Below are 16,243 nucleotides of genomic sequence, written 5' to 3'. Positions count from 1 at the left end.
GTCCTCGGTGGCGGTGACCGTGAAGCTGTTGGCCGTGCCCAGCTCCCGGATGGTCTGGATGCCGACCGGGATCGAGTCGTGCCGGAACCCCGCGGTCCGGGAGAACACCAGCACGTCGTACGGGGCGTCGACGGCGCCGGCGGGTAGGCCGGAGTTGACCCCGAGGATCACCAAGGTGGCCGTCGCGATGCCGAGTATCTGACGAATGCGCATGGTCGTTCCTCTCAGGGCAGGGTCCACTCGTCTTTCGCGGCTCTGCGCGCGTCGCGATCACTCAGGCGGGGCACTGACTGGTTCCCGTTGCGTTTCATGGGCCGGTGCCCTGCCATCGTGATTGCGAGCCTTCGGCCGTGGCGCGCCCGGTGGTCGCCTTGGCGGCTGCGATGCTGTTGCTTGGCAGCTCCCACCGTTGGTTGGTGCCGCCGTGGCAGGTCCAGATGATCAGTTGGGTGCCGTCGGCGGAGCTGGCGCCGTTGGCGTCGAGGCACTTGTTGGACTGGACGTTGACGAGGGAGCCGTTGGCGCCGGCGGTCCAGTTCTGAGCGCCGCTGCCGGTGCAGGTCCACAGTTGGACCGGGGTGCCGTCGGCGGTGCCGCCGCTCGCGGTCAGGCACTTGCCAAGCGACCGCCAGGTGTTGCCGGTGCGGGTCCACTGCTGGTTGGCGCCGCCGGTGCAGGTCCACAGCTGGACTTTGGTGCCGTCGGCGGAGCTGGCGCCGTTGACGTCGACGCACTTGCCGCCGGCGCCCGTGATCGGCCCGGTGCCGCCGGCGGCCCCGTCGAGCGTGAACGAGTCCACATCGAACAGGAAGCCGGAGCCGCCGGCGAACGTGAGGTACAGCGTGGTGGTGCCGCTCGGCAGGTTCGACAGGGCGGTGGACACCTGGGTGAAGGTCTCCCAGCCGCCGGTGACCGGCACGGTGACCGAGCCGTGTACGGGTCCGGTCGGCGAACCGGTCCGCACGGACAGCGTGCCGCCGGAGCCGGCCGAGGACACCCGGGCGGTGAACCGGGTTTCGCCGGCGAGCGCGTAGGGCTGGAAGGAGATCCAGTCGCCGTTGTGGATGTCGCCGACGGTCCGGCCGCCTTCGGCGGATGTCTTGGGGAACAGGCCGGTGCCGGACTGTGCCGAGTGGTGCTCGGCCTGGCGGTGCCGGGGCTGCAGGACGTTCTGCGCGTGGGTCGTCAGTGCCGGCTGGCCGTTGGCGCCCCCGTCGGTGTATTCGGCGTCGAGCACCGCGAACAGGTTGGCCGCCGTGTCGTGCTCACCGTCCGTCGGGATCTGCAGCGTTCCCGAGCACCCGGTCCGCGAGGTGATCGGATGCCCGTGGCTGTCGTGGCCGAGCACGTAGCTCAACCGCACCCGGGCGCAGTCGGTCGTGCCGTCCTCCGGATCGGATACGGTGATCGTGTAGGGCACGGTGTCGCCGAAGTTGAACGGGGTTCCGTTGATCGGCGTGCTCAGCGTGACCGTGGGTGCGGTGTTGCCGACCGTGATCACCAGGCTGGCCGTGCTGGTGCGGCCTCCCGGATCGGTCACGGTGAGGGTGACCGTGCGCTGCCCGTTGGTGCTGTAGGTCTTCGTCGGGTTGGCCGCGGTGGATGTGGTGCCGTCGCCGAAGTTCCAGGCGTAGGTCAGCGCGCCACCCTCCGGGTCGACGGAACCCGCGCTGGAGAAGGTGACCGCCAGCGGCGCGAGGCCGGAGGTGCGGTTGGCGCTGGCCCGTGCGGTTGGCGCGAGGTTGCCGGCCGGGTTGTGCTCGATGCGGTAGAGCGCGGAGTTGGCGTCCCCGCTGCCCCAGCCGGTGCCGTAGTCCAGCACGTACAGCGCGCCGTCCTGGCCGAACGCGGTGTCGATGATCTGCGTGCCGCGCCACGGGAAGTCGCTGATCTGCCCGGCCGAGCCGTCGGCATTGACGTCGATGGTCTTGATCCAGCGCCGGCCGAACTCGGCGGCGAAGTAGTGCCCGTCGAGGGCGGCCGGAAACTTGACCGACGACGGGTTGGCGGCGTCGTAGCGGTACACCGCGCCGCCCATCGGGGATTCCGAGCCGCAGCCGAACGCGGCCAGCGAGCAGCCGTCGTACTTGATCCACGCCGCCCGCGCGGCCGGCAGGTTCCGCAGGCCCGTGTTGCGCGGGGAGTCGTTGACCGGCGCGGCACAGTTGAACCGGCTCCCGGACGGCCCGGACGGGAACGTGTAGTCCACATAGGTCTCATTCGTGGTGTTCGTGCCGGTGCAGTAGGGCCAGCCGTAGTTGCCGGCCGAGGTGATCCGGTTGAACTCCACCTGCCCGCCAGGCCCGCGGGTGGCGCTGGCGGCGCCGGCGTCCGGCCCGTAGTCGCCGAGGTAGACCACGCCGGTGGCCTTGTCCACGCTCATCCGGAACGGGTTGCGGAAACCCATCGCGTAGATCTCCGGGCGGGTGTTGGCGGTGCCCGGCGGGAACAGGTTGCCGGGCGGGATCGAGTACGACCCGTCGGGGTTCACCTTGATCCGCAGCAGCTTGCCGCGTAGGTCGTTGGTGTTGCCCGCGCTGCGTTGGGCATCGAAGGCGGGGTTGCGGTTGGTGCGCTCATCGAGAGGGGTGTAACCGTCGGAGGCGAACGGGTTCGAATCGTCTCCTGTGGACAGATAGAGGTTGCCGGCCGCGTCGAAGTCGAGGTCGCCGCCGACGTGGCAGCAGATGCCGCGGCTGGTCGGCACGTCCAGAACGGTCACCTGGCTGGCGGTGTTGAGCGTGAAGTCGGCGTTGAGGGTGAACCGGGCCACCCGGTTCACCCCGTTCCAGGCCGAGAAGTCCGTCCCGTTCTCCGGGGCGTCACCGCCCGGCGTGGACAGTGGCGGTGAGTAGTACAGGTAGATGAACCGGTTGGTGGCGAAGTTCGGGTCCGCCGCGATGCCCTGCAGGCCCTCCTCGTCGTGCGAGTACACGGCCAGCCGGCCGATCACGCTGGTGACCCCGGCAACGGTGGTGCGGCGCAGCGTCCCGTCCCGGGAGGTGTGCAGCACCGAGCGGTCCGGCAGCACCGCCAGCGACATCGGCTCGCCCAGCTCGGATACCCCACGGGCCAGCTCGACCTGCTGGAAGTCGGCCGGATTCACCGCGTGTGCGGCCGCCGGCGGCGTGCTGGTCAGCACCGTCGCCACCACACCGGCGGCCACCAGTAAGGCGGCGGAGGCCGCCGTGTTCAGCTTCCTCATGGCAGGGTCCATCTTTGGTTCGTGCCGCCGTGGCAGGTCCAGATGATCAGTTGGGTGCCGTCGGCGGAGCTGGCGCCGTTGGCGTCGAGGCACTTGCCGGAATTGGGATTGACCAGTGAGCCGTCGGCCTGCGGAGTCCAGTTCTGGCCGGGGGCGCCGGTGCAGGTCCACAGCTGAACGAGGGCGCCGTCGGCGGTGCCGTTTCCGTTGACGGTCATGCACTTGCCCAGTGACTGCAGGGTGTTGCCGGTGCGGGTCCACTGCTGGTTGGCGCCGCCGGTGCAGGTCCACAGCTGGATCTTGGTGCCGTCGGTGGAGCTGTTGCCGTTGACGTCGACGCACTTGCCGGCCACGCCCGTGATCGGGCCGGTTCCGCCGCTGCCCGGGGTGCCGACGCCGGGACCGATGAAGGTCATCGAGTCCAGGTCGTACGGGCCGGCCACGGTGGACTTGAACACCACGAACAGCTCGGTGGTGCCGCCGGGGTTGGTGACGTTGACCGGTGGCAGGCTGACGTAGTTGTCCCAGCCGCCGGTGCTGCCCACCGGGGCGGTGGCCACCAGTGGGCCGGTGGGGGAGCCGGCGTGCAGCTCGATCGTGCCGCCAGGTCCCGGCGAGGACACCCGGAACGACACCTGGTTGATGTTGGTCAGGTTCATCGGGGTGAACGAGATCCAGTCGTTGTTGTTGATGTCGCCGATGCGGGCGCCGGCCTCGGCGCCGGCCTGCGCGACGACCCGGATCCCCGACGACCCCGTGAAGTGCTCGGCCTGTTTGTGCTTGGGCTGCAACACGACCTGGGCCCGGCCGGTCAGCGCCGGCACCCCGGTGGCGCCGTTGTCGGTGTAGACCGCGTCGGCCACGTAGAACAGGTTGGCGCCGCTGCCGTGCCCGCCGTCGCCGCGCGTGGCGATCGTGCCGGTGCAGCCGGTCTGCGGCTCCAGCGGGTGCGCGTGCTGGTCGTGCCCGAGCGCCGGCGTGACGGTCACCCGGGCGCAGTCGACCGTTCCGTCCTCCGGGTCGGTGACGCTCACCGAGTACGCGACGTTGTCCCCGAAGGCGAACATCCCGCCGTGCGCCGGCCCGGTGAACCGCACGGTCGGTGCGGTGTTGCCGGCGGTGATCACGACATTGGCCGTGCCGGTCCGTCCACTCGGGTCGGTCACGGTCAGCTGGGCGTTGAACTGGCCGCGGGCGGTGTAGGTGTGCGACGGGTTGGTCGCGGTGGAGGTGCCGCCGTCGCCGAAGGTCCACCGGTAGGTCAGCGCGCCGCCCTCCGGGTCGGTCGACCCGGCGCTGGAGAACTGCACGGTCAGCGGCGAGACCCCGGACGACGGGGTGGCGCCGGCCCTGGCGATCGGGGCGCGGTTGCCGGAGATGTAGTCGATGCGGTACAAGGCCGAGTCCGGGTTGTCCCGGCCGAACCCGGTGCCCCACTCCAGCAGGTACATCGAGCCGTCCGGGCCGAACTTGGCGTCCATCGGGGACCTGAAGGTCAGGCTGGCCAGGAACCGGTTGATCTTGAGCAGGTTCCCCGACGAGTCCAGCCGGAACTCGTGCATGGTGTTGCGTGACCACTCGCCGAAGAACGGTGTCCTGTCGAAGTACTGCGGGAACTTGGTGGTCGACGGGTTGTTGGGGTTGTAGTGGTACACCGGGAAGGCCATCGGTGCCTCTCCACCGCTGCTGCTGCCCATCTCCGGAAAGGCGTTGCCGTTGCTGCCGTTGCCGTACCAGACCGTCGCCGGGCGGGCCGCCGGCAGGGTGGTCAGCCCGGTGTTGTTGGGCGAGTTGTTCACCGGCGCCGCGCAGTTGAACTTGGCGCCCGATGTGCCGGTCGCGAAGTTGAAGTCGTTGAACGGGATGTTGTTGGCCACGCAGTACGGCCAGCCGTAGTTGCCCGGAGTCTTGATCACGTTCCACTCGACGAGGCCGGCCGGGCCCCGGTTGGCGTTGTCCGAGCCGGCGTCCGGGCCGTAGTCGGCCATATAGATCGTTCCATCAGTGTCCACAGTGAACCGGAACGGGTTGCGGAAGCCCATCGCGTAGATCTCCGGGCGGGTCTGCGCGGTCCCGGATGCGAACATGTTTCCGGCCGGGATCGTGTACGTGCCACCGGCCTCCGGGTGGATGCGCAGGATCTTGCCGCGCAGATCGTTGGTGTTGGCCGCGGTCTTCTGCGCATCGAACAGGTCGCGTCCGGGGCGTTCGTCGATTGGCGCGTAACCGCTGGACTCGTGGGGGTTGGTGTCGTCTCCGACACCGATGTAGAGGTTCCCGCCGGGACCGAAGGTCAGGTACCCGCCGGTGTGCCCGGGCTCGGACCGCCGTGCGGCCGGGATCGACAGCAGGATCCGCTCGCTGGCCGGATCCAGCGTGTCCCCGTTGATCGTGAACCGGGACACCCGGTTGATCTCCTGGACGCCGACGGGGGAGTAGTAGAGGTAGACCCAGCGGTTGGTGGCGAAGTTCGGGTCGAGCGCCAGGCCGGTCAGGCCGTCCTCGCCGCCGGTGTAGACGTTCAGCGTGCCGGCCACGACCGTGGTGCGGGTGTCCGGCTTGTAGACCTTGAGTTGCCCGCCGTACTGGGTGTAGAAGACCCGGCCGTCCGGCGCCACCTCCAACGCACTCGGGCCCACCGTGTTGCCGTCCAGCTCGACCTTGTCGTAGCTGCCCCACACGGTCGGGCCGCAGTCGGCGGGCCGGGTGCCGGCCGCGGTCTGCACGCCGCCGAGGATGTGTGCGCGGAACAGCGGCTCGGAGTAGGAGGAAGCCTGGTGCCCCATGGCCGTCGCCCACAGCCGGCCGCCCTCGAAGTTGCGGCACCAGGAGATCGGGTGGTCGAAACCCATCGCCGAGGGGCCGGGGTTGTAGGTGGTCTCGTCGGCGGTGGCCAGCACGTGTACATCGCCGCGGGCGTTGCGGTTGAAGTTGTACCACTCCTCGGTGCGGTTCCACCGCTGCGGCAATCCCTGGCCGGACGGGTGCACCTGGTCGGCGACCTTGGCCGTGCCCGCGACGATGGCCGAGTGCTGGGTCATGGTCATGCCCAGCATCTGGTCCCACCACGGGAACTGGTTCTCGATGTTCATGTCCGTGGCGTTGTGGATGGCCACGATGCCGCCGCCGTTGCGCATGTACCGCTGCACCGCGGCCCGTTGCGCATCGGTGTCCCACACCATGCCCGACGTCTGGAACATGATGATCACGTCAAACGTGGACAGTGTGGCGTCGTTGAAGATCGTGGAATCCTCGGTGTGCGTCATATCCCAGCCGTTGTCCGCGGCCAGCTGCTGGAACATCGCCACCCCGGCCGGGATCGAGTCGTGCCGGAACGCGCCGGCCGCCGTCTTGGTGAACAGCAGCACCCGCTCCCCGGCCGCCGGGCCGGCCGGCGCGACCGGGGAACCCATCGCGATCAGCAGCAGCACGCCGGCGATCACGGTCAACAGTTGGACGAGGACGCGTCGCATGAGTGCACTCCTGTCAGACCGCGGTGATCCGCCACTGGTTGTTGGGATGGCTGTTGGGCGCCCACATGTAGGTGCTGGAGCCGGCGGTGCGGTCGCCGAGGCTGTCCAGGGCGGTGCCGGTGCCGCGGTTGATGATCTGGTACTGGCCGTTGCCCAGGTCGCTCAGCCGCCATTGCTGGTTGTTGCCGCCGTTCCACGGCGCCTGCAGGCAGGTGGCGCCGTTGGCGCCGTTGCCCCAGCTGTCGGCGACCATCCCGTTGGCGCGGTTGACGATGCGGTACCAGCCGCCGCCAAGGCCGACCAGCTGCCACTGCAGGTTGGTGCTGCCGTCCCAGTTCCACTGCTTGAGCCGGGAACCGGAGCCGACGGTGCCGCCGCTGTCCAGGACCAGCCCGGTGGCGACATTGGTGATGACGGCCCAGCCGGTGGGCAGCGGGGCCGAGCCGAGGGCGGGAATCTGACCCGAGAAGGTCAGCTTGACCACGTATGCCGGGGCGGCGAACGGGGGATTGGCCGAGGGCATCGAGATGTGCAGGCCGGAGCCGTTCTGGGTGCGGGTGGGCAGGTTGATGGTGTTTCCGGCGTTGGGGCCCAGCAGTTGCACCGAGTTCAGCGTGCCCAGGTTGATCCGGCTCGAGCTCAGCGTGGTGATGCTCAGCGTCGTGCCCGGCCAGCCCATGACGGTCGCGTACAGGACCGTGTTGTCCTTGCTGCGGGTGAACCGGATGTCCCGGTTGGTCCCCTCGCGCGGGGTGGTGAAGGAGCCACCGCCCATCGGCGTCGGACCCTCGCCGTGGGTGACCCACGCCCGGGTGGCGTAGATCGATTCGCCGAACCGCCGCAGGTAGTCCCCGATGCCCAGCAGGATCGACCGCTGTCCGGCCGGGATGGTGCCGTCGGCCATCGGGGCGATGTTGAGCAGCATGTTGCCGTTCTTGCTGACCCGGTCGATCAGCGAGTGCAGCATGGCGCCGAGGGAGTAGTAGCCGATGCCGACGGTGAAGCACCAGCTGGAGCTGGAGATGCTGTCGTCGGTCAACCAGTAGGGGGTCTGGATCGCCGCCGGCCCGCCGCGCTCGAAGTCGAACACCGATCCCCGGTTGTTGAAACCGTCCTTGTAGGTGGTGACCACGTCCCGGTTCCAGCGAACTGCCGCATTGTAGTAGTAGGCCAGGAAGTTCAGCCGCTGTTGCTCATCGACCTGGCCGAGGTTGAAGTCCTGCCAGATGATGTCGGGCTGGTAGCCGTCGACGACCTCCCTGAGCTTGTCGTACCAGAGCTGGTTGGCCGCCGTCCGGTCGAGCTTGCCGTACAGCTTGCGCAGGCTCGGATCCGACTGCGCCGGGACGGGGTCGTAGTAGCCGGTGAAGTGGTACGCGTGGTGCAACGACGCAAGGAACCGCATGCCCCTGGCCCGGATGGCGTCGGCGTGCAGCCGCACCAGGTCCAGCCGGGGACCGGTGCGCGCCGCGTTCCACTCGTTCACGGTGCTGTTCCACATCGAGTAGCCGTCGTGGTGCTCGGCTACCGGCCCGGCGAACCTCGCGCCGGCGTCGGCGAACAGCTGCGCCCACTCGCTGGGGTCGAAGTTGCCGCCGGCCGAGCGCAGCTTCGGCGCGAACTGCACCCAGTTACCGGCGCGGTCGCGGGCGCCGTTGATGAAGTTGTGATACGGCCACGATGACGGATCCCCGTACGTGGCAATGTGATGACGGTTCTCGTTGGAGCCGGCGATGTACATGCTGCGGGGGTACCACTCGTTGGCGAACGCCGGGACGCTGTACACCCCCCAGTGGAAGTAGATGCCGAACTTGGCGTCCTGGAACCACTCCGGCGCCGGCGGATGCTGGTCGACCGACGGCCAGGTCGGCGTGTAGCTGCTCGGGCCGGCGGTGGCCCACACCACACCGGCCCGCCACGCGCCGGTGGCCGTGGCGATCCCGGTGAGCCCGGCCACGGTGAGCAGTCTGCGGCGGCCGATACGAGACGAAGACATGGCACGACCCCTTCGGAGTGGGCATGTGCGGTCCGGTATGGACAGTGGAGGGTGGGATCAGCAGGGGGAGTTGGTTTGGGTGAGCAGGCCCATGCGCCAGGGCAGGCGGATGTAGTCGCCGCTGGCGTTGGGATCCTGGCCCTGGTAGACGTACTGCAGCCGGCAGGGGTCGATGGTGAGGGTCTGGTCGTTGCTGGCGCGGATCATCTCGCCGTGGCTGATGTCCTGCGTCCACGCGCCGTTGGGGAACGTGACGTTGGCGCGGCCGGCGAACGGCTCGTTCTCGGTGGCCGCCAGCGGGGTCCAGCTGCCGGTGAGGCTGGTGGAGGTGAAGGACCGGAAGTAGCGCCGCCCGGTGGAGCCGATCGCCTCCTGGATCAGCAGGTACTGGTTGCTGCCCGCCACCTTGTATACGTTGGTCGCTTCGAACAGGGCGAACCGGCTGTCGGACAGGACGATCTGGGTGTTGCCGAACCCGTTGGGGAAGTTGCCGAGGCTGGCCTGGGCCCGGTAGATGTGGCCGTTGTCGTCGGAGAAGAACAGGAAGCAGTTCGCACTGTCGCAGATGACCCAGAAGTCGATCCACTGCCCCGGTCCCTTGTTCTGGGTCACGATCGGTGGCTCCTGCGCGATGAACGTGCGCGGCGCCGACCAGGACCGCGGATCGGCCGGGTTGGTGCTGGTCGAGTAGGTGGGCGGGGCGCTCTGGTAGACCAGGTACCACAGATTCTGGGGTGCGAAGTGGAACAGCTGCGGCGCGGCCCGGTAGCCGGGTCCGATCGCCGAGGCGGTGTCCAGATAGGTGTGCGGTGCGGACGCGGCCTGCGACCAGTCGCCGAAGGCGTAGTGCACCAGACCCCAGCCACGGGTCGGGCCGGCCGTGGTGGCGTAGATCAGCCACTGGTTGTTGTGCCGCACCACCGAGAAGTCCTTGACCGCCACCGCGTCGGGATGTTGGGCGTCCGGCTTCGGCCCGGCAAGCACGCCGCTGGACGACCACCGGAACGTCGACGGCAGCGGCCCGGACGAGCCGCCGAGCGGGACGAGCCGCCACTGCTGGTTGGCCCCGCCCCCGTCGGCGAACTGCACCACCCGGGCCCCGTCGGCGGTGGACGCCCCCTGGACCTCCACGGCCTTGCCGCTGTTGCGGTTGATCAACCGGACGAACCCGTCCGGCGAGTCGGCCAGCCGGAACTGCTGGTTCGTGCCGGTGTGGTCACTCCACTGCACGACGGCGGCGCCGTCGGCGGTCGAGGCGCCGGACACGTCCAGCACCTTGCCCGAGTGCCGCGCCCGCAGCCGATAGAAGCCGCCGCCGGAGTCCACGAACTGCCACTGCTGGTTGGCGCCGTCGTGGCGGGTCCACTGGTGGATGACCGCGCCGTCACTTGTGGACACTCCGGACACGTCCATCGCCTTGCCGCTATTCCGGTTGACCAGCACATACCAGGCGCTCGGATCCACGGTCGCCGCCTCCGCCCCGGTCGTCCCGGCCGGGAGCAGCAACCCGGCCAGCAGGGCCGCGGCCGCGACGGACCCGAAGATGGATCGATACCTCGACATCGGATAACCCCTTGTGGCTAGGCGCGTTGGAGCTGGAAGCGTTGGTTGGGATTGCCGGTGAGCGTCCATTGAGAGATGCGGGCGCCGTCGGCGGTGGACACCTCCCAGACATCCAGGGCCAGGCCGGACTGTCGGTTGACCAGGCTCACCACTCCGCCGCCGTGGTCGACGACCCGCCACTGTTGGCTGGTGGCGTTGGTGTCGGGTTGTTGGGTGATGTTGGCGCCGCTGCTGTTGCTGGCCGCCTGGAGCACCAGGCCGCTGTGTCGGGCGCGTATGCGGTAGTGGCCGTCGGCGGAGGAGAGGAAGTCGAACTGCTGGTTGAGCCCGCCGGTCAGCGACCACTGCTGCAGCAAGGCGCCGGGCGACGTGGACACGCCTGCGATGTCGGCGGCTTTGCCGCTGTGCTGGGCCACCAGGCGGTAGTTCACGCCGACCTCCACCGGCGAGCTACCACCCACGGAGTTCAGCACGCCGAGCACCGCGTCGTATGCCGGCTTCTTGTTGCCGCCGCGGTCGAACAGCAACGGGTTCTCGCCCGAGCGCCAGGAGTCGCTGTCGCGGATGCCCCACGTGGTGATCCCGGTGCAGCGCGGCACGTTCATGCACGCCCGGACGGTGTTGGCATACGCGGTCGACGGGGCCTGCGCGATGTCGAGCTCGGTGATCTGCACGTCCACGCCGAGCGCGGCGAAGTTGGCCAGTGTGGTTTGGAAGCTGCTCGGCGGACCACCGGTGCCGAAGTGCGCCTGGAGGCCGACGCAGTCGATCGGTACGCCGCGGGCCCGGAAGTCGCGGACCAGGTTGTAGGTCCCCTGGGTCTTGGCCGCGGTCCAGTCCTCGATGTTGTAGTCGTTGTAGCACAGCTTGGCTGCGGGGTCCGCTGCCCGCGCGGTGCGGAACGCCTCCTCGAGGAACCCGGTGCCGAGCACGTTGCGGAACACCGAGCTGCGCAACTGCCCGCTGCTGCCGTCGGCGAACGCCTCGTTGACGACGTCCCAGGCGTAGATCTGGCCGCGGTAACGGCCCATGACGGTGTTGATGTGGTTGTTCATCACGCTGCGCAGGGTGTTCGCATCGGTGATGGTGCTGACCCAGCTGGGAAGTTGGGAATGCCAGACCAGGGTGTGGCCGCGTAGCCGCTGGCCGCGGCTGCGTGCGCGGTTGACGATCTGGTCGGCCGAGCCGAAGGTGAAGTTGTTGCGGGAGGGCTCGGTGAAAGTCCACTTCATCTCGTTCTCGGGAGTCACCATGTTGAACTCCCGGTCGAGAATCGTCGTGTACTGCGCATCCCCCAGCCGACCGGCGGCCACGGCGGCGCCGAAGTAGCGACCGGACTGGGCCGCCGCCGCACCCAGCGTGCTGGCGGCCGCGGCGGCGTTCGGCAGGAGGGTCACCGCGCTGGCCGCGGCCAGCGCGACGACGGCCGGGCCCAGGAGCCCGCGAATCCACCGTCTCGGGGGAAGGGTCGGTACAGACATCGTTGTCCTTTTGGGTGCTCAGCAGGGAAAGTCGATGGACGAGCAGCCAGAGTGGTTAGGAAGCCGCTCCGCTCTGGGAGCGCTCCCAGACCGGGTGCGGGGCGCGGGACAGCGTTGTCACAGGTTCACCTCGGCAGGGAGCAGGGACGCGTCGATGCGCGCCGGAAACCTATTTGTTTAGTAGCCAAACAAATTGGTTGGCTGAGCTAAAGGTAGGACTTATCGGAGGCTGGGTCAATGGGCGGTGACGGGTCAGCCGAAGATGCGCCGCTGGATCTCACGGCGGTAGTCCTCGAGGGTGTTGTCCAGGTGGACCGCGGCGGCCAGGGCCGCGGCCTCCGGGTCGCCGTCGCGGATCGCTCGGTAGATCGCGGCGTGCTCCTCGATCGCCTCCGCCGCGTGGCCGCCGACGGTGCCGTGCAGGCCGATGGTGCTTGACTGGTGTTGCAGGCGGCGGGCCTCGCGCACCGCGGTGACCAGGAACTGGTTGTGCGATGCGGCGGCGATGCCGAGGTGGAAGTCGTCGTCGCCACGGTCGAACAGGGCGGCCTCCCCGGTCAGGTGGCCCTGCCGGCAGGTCTCGGCGGCGGCTTCGATGGCGCGCACCTCGGCGGGGGTCGCGCGGGTCGCCGCGAGCCGGCTCGCCGCGGTCTCCTGGATCCGGCGGAACTCGAAGAGCATGTAGACGTGGTCGAGATCGGTGGGCAGGAAGAAGCCTTCCAGGCGTGCCGAGCCCAGCATGCCCTCGTCGTCGGCGACGTAGAGGCCCCGGCCCTTCTGGGCCCGGACCCGCCCGATCGCGGACAGGATCTTGATCGCCTCGCGCACCATGCTGCGGCTGGTGCTCAGGCGTGCGGCCAGCTCGTTCTCGGTCGGCATCCGGTCGCCGGGCCGCAGCTGCGACTCGGCGATGAGCTGGAGGATCCGCTCGGCCACCAACTCGTAACCGGGCCGGTACGAACCCACTGGCCGCACGGCCTCCCGTTCCTGTGCGGGCACGCTGGTCATGACCAGGATCGTATCCCTCCCGGCCGGGACTTCCTATCCGATAAGTACGATCTATTTCGATGCCCATCTCTTGACTTCGGGTCGCAGATGCCCGGTATGGTGTGATCCGGGTTACCCGCTCCGCCGCTATGAATCAGATACATCTGGAAGCTTCGCCCGCGATTGTGGGCACCACGACGTAGTGGAGGAGCGCATGACAGCGGGGGTCGGCGCCGGTGGCGCGAGGAGTTCGGGCAACGTCCGCGGGCGGATCGCGTTGCCGGCCATCGGGGCCGCGCTCGCCCTGGCTGCGGTCGCGGCGTGCGGCGGCGGCGGAGAGACCACGGGCGCGCAGAGCCAGAACGGTTTCCAGCCGGTGCCGCAGAGCGGCGGGCAGATCACGGTGTGGGTGGATTCGACCCGGCTCGCCGCCGCGGAGCTGTACCAGAAGCAGAACCCCTCGGTGCCGATGAACATCGTCACCTACGACGGTGACGCCAACGGATCGAACTACCTGCAGACCAAGGTGAGCCTGTTCAACCGGACCCGCGAGGGCTGGCCGGACGTGGTGTTCAGTACGCAGAACAACGAAACCACCTGGGCGGTGGACGCCGGTTTCACCGCCCCGCTTAACAAGGGCCTGATCTCCCAGTCCGTCTTGGACGGTTGGGCGCCCGGCGCCAACGACCCGTGCACGGTGAACGGCACGCTCTACTGCCTGCGCAACGACCTGTCCCAGACCGTGCTCTGGTACAACGCGTCGCTGATGACGCAGTGGGGCTACCGGGTTCCCAAGACGTGGGAGGAGTTCCGGGCGCTCGGCGAGAAGGTCGCCACCGAGCACCCCGGCTACCTGGTCGGCTCCGCGGGTGACACGTTCACCCCGGAGATCTACCTGTGGGCCAGCAAGTGCGGCGCCAACCAGATCACCGGTCCCAAGGCGGTCACCGTGAACACCACCGGGCCGAACTGCACCCGGATGGCGTCCCTTTTGGACATGCTGATCAAGAACGGCACGCTGACCCTCAGCAGCGTGTTCAGCTCGGACTTCGGCAAGAACTACGCCGACAAGATCCTCATGATGCCCGGCCCGGCGTGGTTCGGCGGCTCCCTGTTCCAGGAGACGTTCAAGGTCCCCGCCGGCCAGATCGCGGTCGCCCCGATGCCGCAGTGGGCCGGCGACGACAAGCCCTCGGTCGGCAACGTCGGCGGGGGCACCTGGTTGCTGTCCGCGCACAGCGCCAACCTGAAGGCCGCCACCGACTTCCTGACCTGGGTGACCACATCGGACGACTACCAGGGCAAGGTCGCCCCCGGTTATCCGGCCTACGGGCCGGCGGCCAAGACGTGGCTGGCGAAGCAGGCCTCCTCCGGGTATTACGCCACCGACATCGCCGCGCCGCTGCAGGAAGCGGCGGGCCAGGTGTGGCCGGGGTGGGGCTACGGCCAGTTCAGCCAGGAGGCGATCTGGGCGGCGACGATCACCCCGGGCCTGAACGCGGGCAAGACCATCGAGTCGATGCTGCCGGACTGGCAGAAGGCGATCGCCAACTACGCGAAGTCCAACGGGTACCAGGTCACCCAGTGAGTGAGCGTGAGCCGAGTGGCCGCCAACCGCACCTAAGGGGAACGGGGCGCGACTCAGCCACGGACACCTGGCCAACCGACGCATCTCAACGCAACGTCACCACAGCAGTAAATTCCGGAGAGGCGGTACAGCGCTGGCCCGGCCGCGCCGGCCACGGTTTCGTCGCCCCCTATGTGGTGCTGCTGATCGCGTTCGGTGTCGTGCCGACCGGTTACGCCGTCTACTTCGCCTTCACCGACGCCGGCGACAACTTCGTGGGCCTGGCGAACTTCGCCACCGCCGCGAGCGACTTCCGGTTCCTTGCCGCCGTCGGGCACGTCGCGCTCTACCTGGTCTTCTGGCTGGTCGCGCTGGTGGTGTTCGTGGTCGCGCTTGCGCTGCTGCTGCACCGCGTGACCGCCCGCGCGGTCGGCACGGCCCTGCGTTTGCTGTACTACGTCCCCGGGGCCCTTGCCGGGGCGGCGAGCGTCATGGTCTGGCTGTTCCTGCTCGACCCGGCGGTCAGCCCGGTCGGGTTCCTGTTGCGCGCGTTGGGTTTCGACACCTTCGGCCAGGTCATCGCGCCCGAGCACCTGCCGGTCATGTTCACCCTCATCGCGTTCTGGACCGGCGCCGGCGGTTGGATTGTGGTGATGTACGGCGCGTTGAACAACATCTCGCCGGATCTCATCGAGGCGGCCAGGATCGACGGGGCCGGCCCGTGGCAGGTCGCGCGGCGCATCCAGATTCCCCTGCTGCGCAAGTGGATCGTCTACATGGTGATCCTCGCGTTCGCCGGGGGAACCCAGTTGTTCGTCGAGCCGGAGCTGCTGTCGCTGGCCAGTGTCGGGGTCGCCGGCCGCGACTACTCGCTCAACCAGCTCTCCTTCGACTTCGCCTTCCAGAACAACAACGTGAACACGGCCGCCGCCGTGTCGGTCGAGCTGCTGCTGGTGGGACTTGTTGCCGCGGGGCTGTTCGTGGCCAGATCGGGGTTCTTCGATGCCGACTGACATCCGGCGGCGACCCGCCCCGGCCCACTCCCCGGCCACCGCGCCGGCACCGGTGACCTCCCGGACCGGGCGGCCGCGCCGCGCCGCCCACCGCGGGCCGCCGAACCCGCTGCCCGCCTTGGTCCTCGGGCTGTTCCTGCTGTTCTTCGCGCTCCCGGTGCTCTGGCTGGCGCTGGCCGCCACCAAGACCGACGACCAGCTCGTGCACGACCACCCGCTGTCCTTCGGATCCTGGCAGGCGCTGCGGGCCAACTGGGACGCGCTGACCGCATTCCAGGACGCGGCGATCTTCCTGTGGTTGGGCAACTCCGCGCTCTACGCGTTCCTCGCGCTGGTGATCACCCTGTGCGTGGCGATCCCCGCCGGGTACGCGCTGGCGATGACCGAGTTCCGCGGCCGGCACGTCCTGCTGCTGGTCACCCTGGTCGTGATGATCATGCCGAACTCGACGCTCGTGGTGCCGCTGTTCCTCGAGCTCAACGAGTTCGGCCTGATCGGCTCGATGTGGTCGGTCATCCTGCCGTACTCGTTCTACCCGTTCGGCGTGTACCTGGCCTACATCTTCTTCAACACCGCGCTGCCAAGGGAGCTGCTGGCCGCCGCGCGGCTGGACGGCTGCTCGGAGCTCGGAGTGTTCCGCCGCATCGCCCTGCCGCTGGCCGCTCCGGTGGTCGCGCTGGTGGGGTTCTTCAGCTTCGTGGCCAACTGGACCAACTACTTCCTGCCGTACGTCCTGCTGCCCCACAGCGACCAGTTCCCGGTCCAGGTGGGCCTTGGCACGCTGCTGTCCAACGTCCCGCAGTTCAACCCGACCGTCGGCGCGTTCGCCGTCCAGCGGCCGCAACTGGCGCTGGCCACGCTGCTGGCGATCACCCCCGTCCTCGTCGTCTTCCTTTTCTCCCAACGATTCCTCGTCGCCGGCATGCTCGCCGGCGCGACCAAGGAATGAGCTACCCGC

The 16,243-nt window shown here is 68.8% G+C and carries 10 protein-coding genes; 3 read left to right on the top strand and 7 right to left on the bottom strand.

Going from position 1 to position 16,243, the window contains the following annotated elements; all coding sequences use genetic code 11:
* From VGX25_RS34435 to VGX25_RS34405, 7 genes are all read right to left on the bottom strand, one after another.
* Positions 1-213: ThuA domain-containing protein (locus tag VGX25_RS34435; RefSeq protein WP_326922168.1), on the bottom strand; the 213-nt coding region annotated here is incomplete at its 3' end.
* 94 nt (positions 214-307) lie between these two features.
* Entirely contained in the window at positions 308-3,205 is a 2,898-nt protein-coding gene (locus VGX25_RS34430) for a PQQ-dependent sugar dehydrogenase (RefSeq protein WP_326922167.1), read from the bottom strand.
* Positions 3,202-6,678 carry a ThuA domain-containing protein gene (locus tag VGX25_RS34425; RefSeq protein WP_326922166.1) on the bottom strand — a complete coding sequence of 1,159 codons (3,477 nt, stop codon included), beginning with the start codon at positions 6,676-6,678 and terminating at the stop codon, positions 3,202-3,204. The genes VGX25_RS34430 and VGX25_RS34425 overlap by 4 nt, the downstream gene beginning before the upstream one ends.
* Positions 6,679-6,691: 13 nt before the next feature.
* Positions 6,692-8,674, bottom strand: a complete 1,983-nt coding sequence (locus VGX25_RS34420; RefSeq protein ID WP_326922165.1) for an alpha-L-fucosidase — start codon at positions 8,672-8,674, stop codon at positions 6,692-6,694.
* A 57-nt stretch (positions 8,675-8,731) separates the two neighbouring features.
* Entirely contained in the window at positions 8,732-10,237 is a 1,506-nt protein-coding gene (locus VGX25_RS34415; protein WP_326922164.1) for a non-reducing end alpha-L-arabinofuranosidase family hydrolase, read from the bottom strand.
* Between the two features lie 17 nt (positions 10,238-10,254).
* Entirely contained in the window at positions 10,255-11,718 is a 1,464-nt protein-coding gene (locus VGX25_RS34410) for an endo-1,4-beta-xylanase (protein WP_326922163.1), read from the bottom strand.
* Between the two features lie 252 nt (positions 11,719-11,970).
* A complete protein-coding gene (locus VGX25_RS34405; RefSeq protein WP_326922162.1) occupies positions 11,971-12,726 on the bottom strand; it encodes a FadR/GntR family transcriptional regulator in 756 nt (251 codons plus the stop codon).
* Positions 12,727-12,919: 193 nt separating this feature from the next.
* Between VGX25_RS34405 and VGX25_RS34400 the strand changes: the two genes are divergently transcribed.
* The 3 genes from VGX25_RS34400 (at position 12,920) to VGX25_RS34390 (ending at position 16,234) form a co-directional block, all read left to right on the top strand.
* Positions 12,920-14,293: an ABC transporter substrate-binding protein gene (locus VGX25_RS34400; RefSeq protein WP_326922161.1), complete on the top strand. Its 1,374-nt coding sequence runs from the start codon at positions 12,920-12,922 to the stop codon at positions 14,291-14,293.
* A gap of 173 nt (positions 14,294-14,466) precedes the next feature.
* Positions 14,467-15,285, top strand: coding sequence for a sugar ABC transporter permease (locus tag VGX25_RS34395; protein WP_326922160.1), 819 nt, complete (start codon positions 14,467-14,469; stop codon positions 15,283-15,285).
* Positions 15,275-16,234, top strand: a complete 960-nt coding sequence (locus tag VGX25_RS34390) for a carbohydrate ABC transporter permease (protein ID WP_326922159.1) — start codon at positions 15,275-15,277, stop codon at positions 16,232-16,234. The genes VGX25_RS34395 and VGX25_RS34390 overlap by 11 nt, the downstream gene beginning before the upstream one ends.
* Positions 16,235-16,243 lie beyond the last annotated feature (9 nt).

It is taken from the genome of Actinophytocola sp. (genome assembly GCF_035942955.1).
Classification (GTDB): domain Bacteria; phylum Actinomycetota; class Actinomycetes; order Mycobacteriales; family Pseudonocardiaceae; genus DASYTH01.
This window is presented reverse-complemented; position numbering and strand designations above follow the sequence as displayed.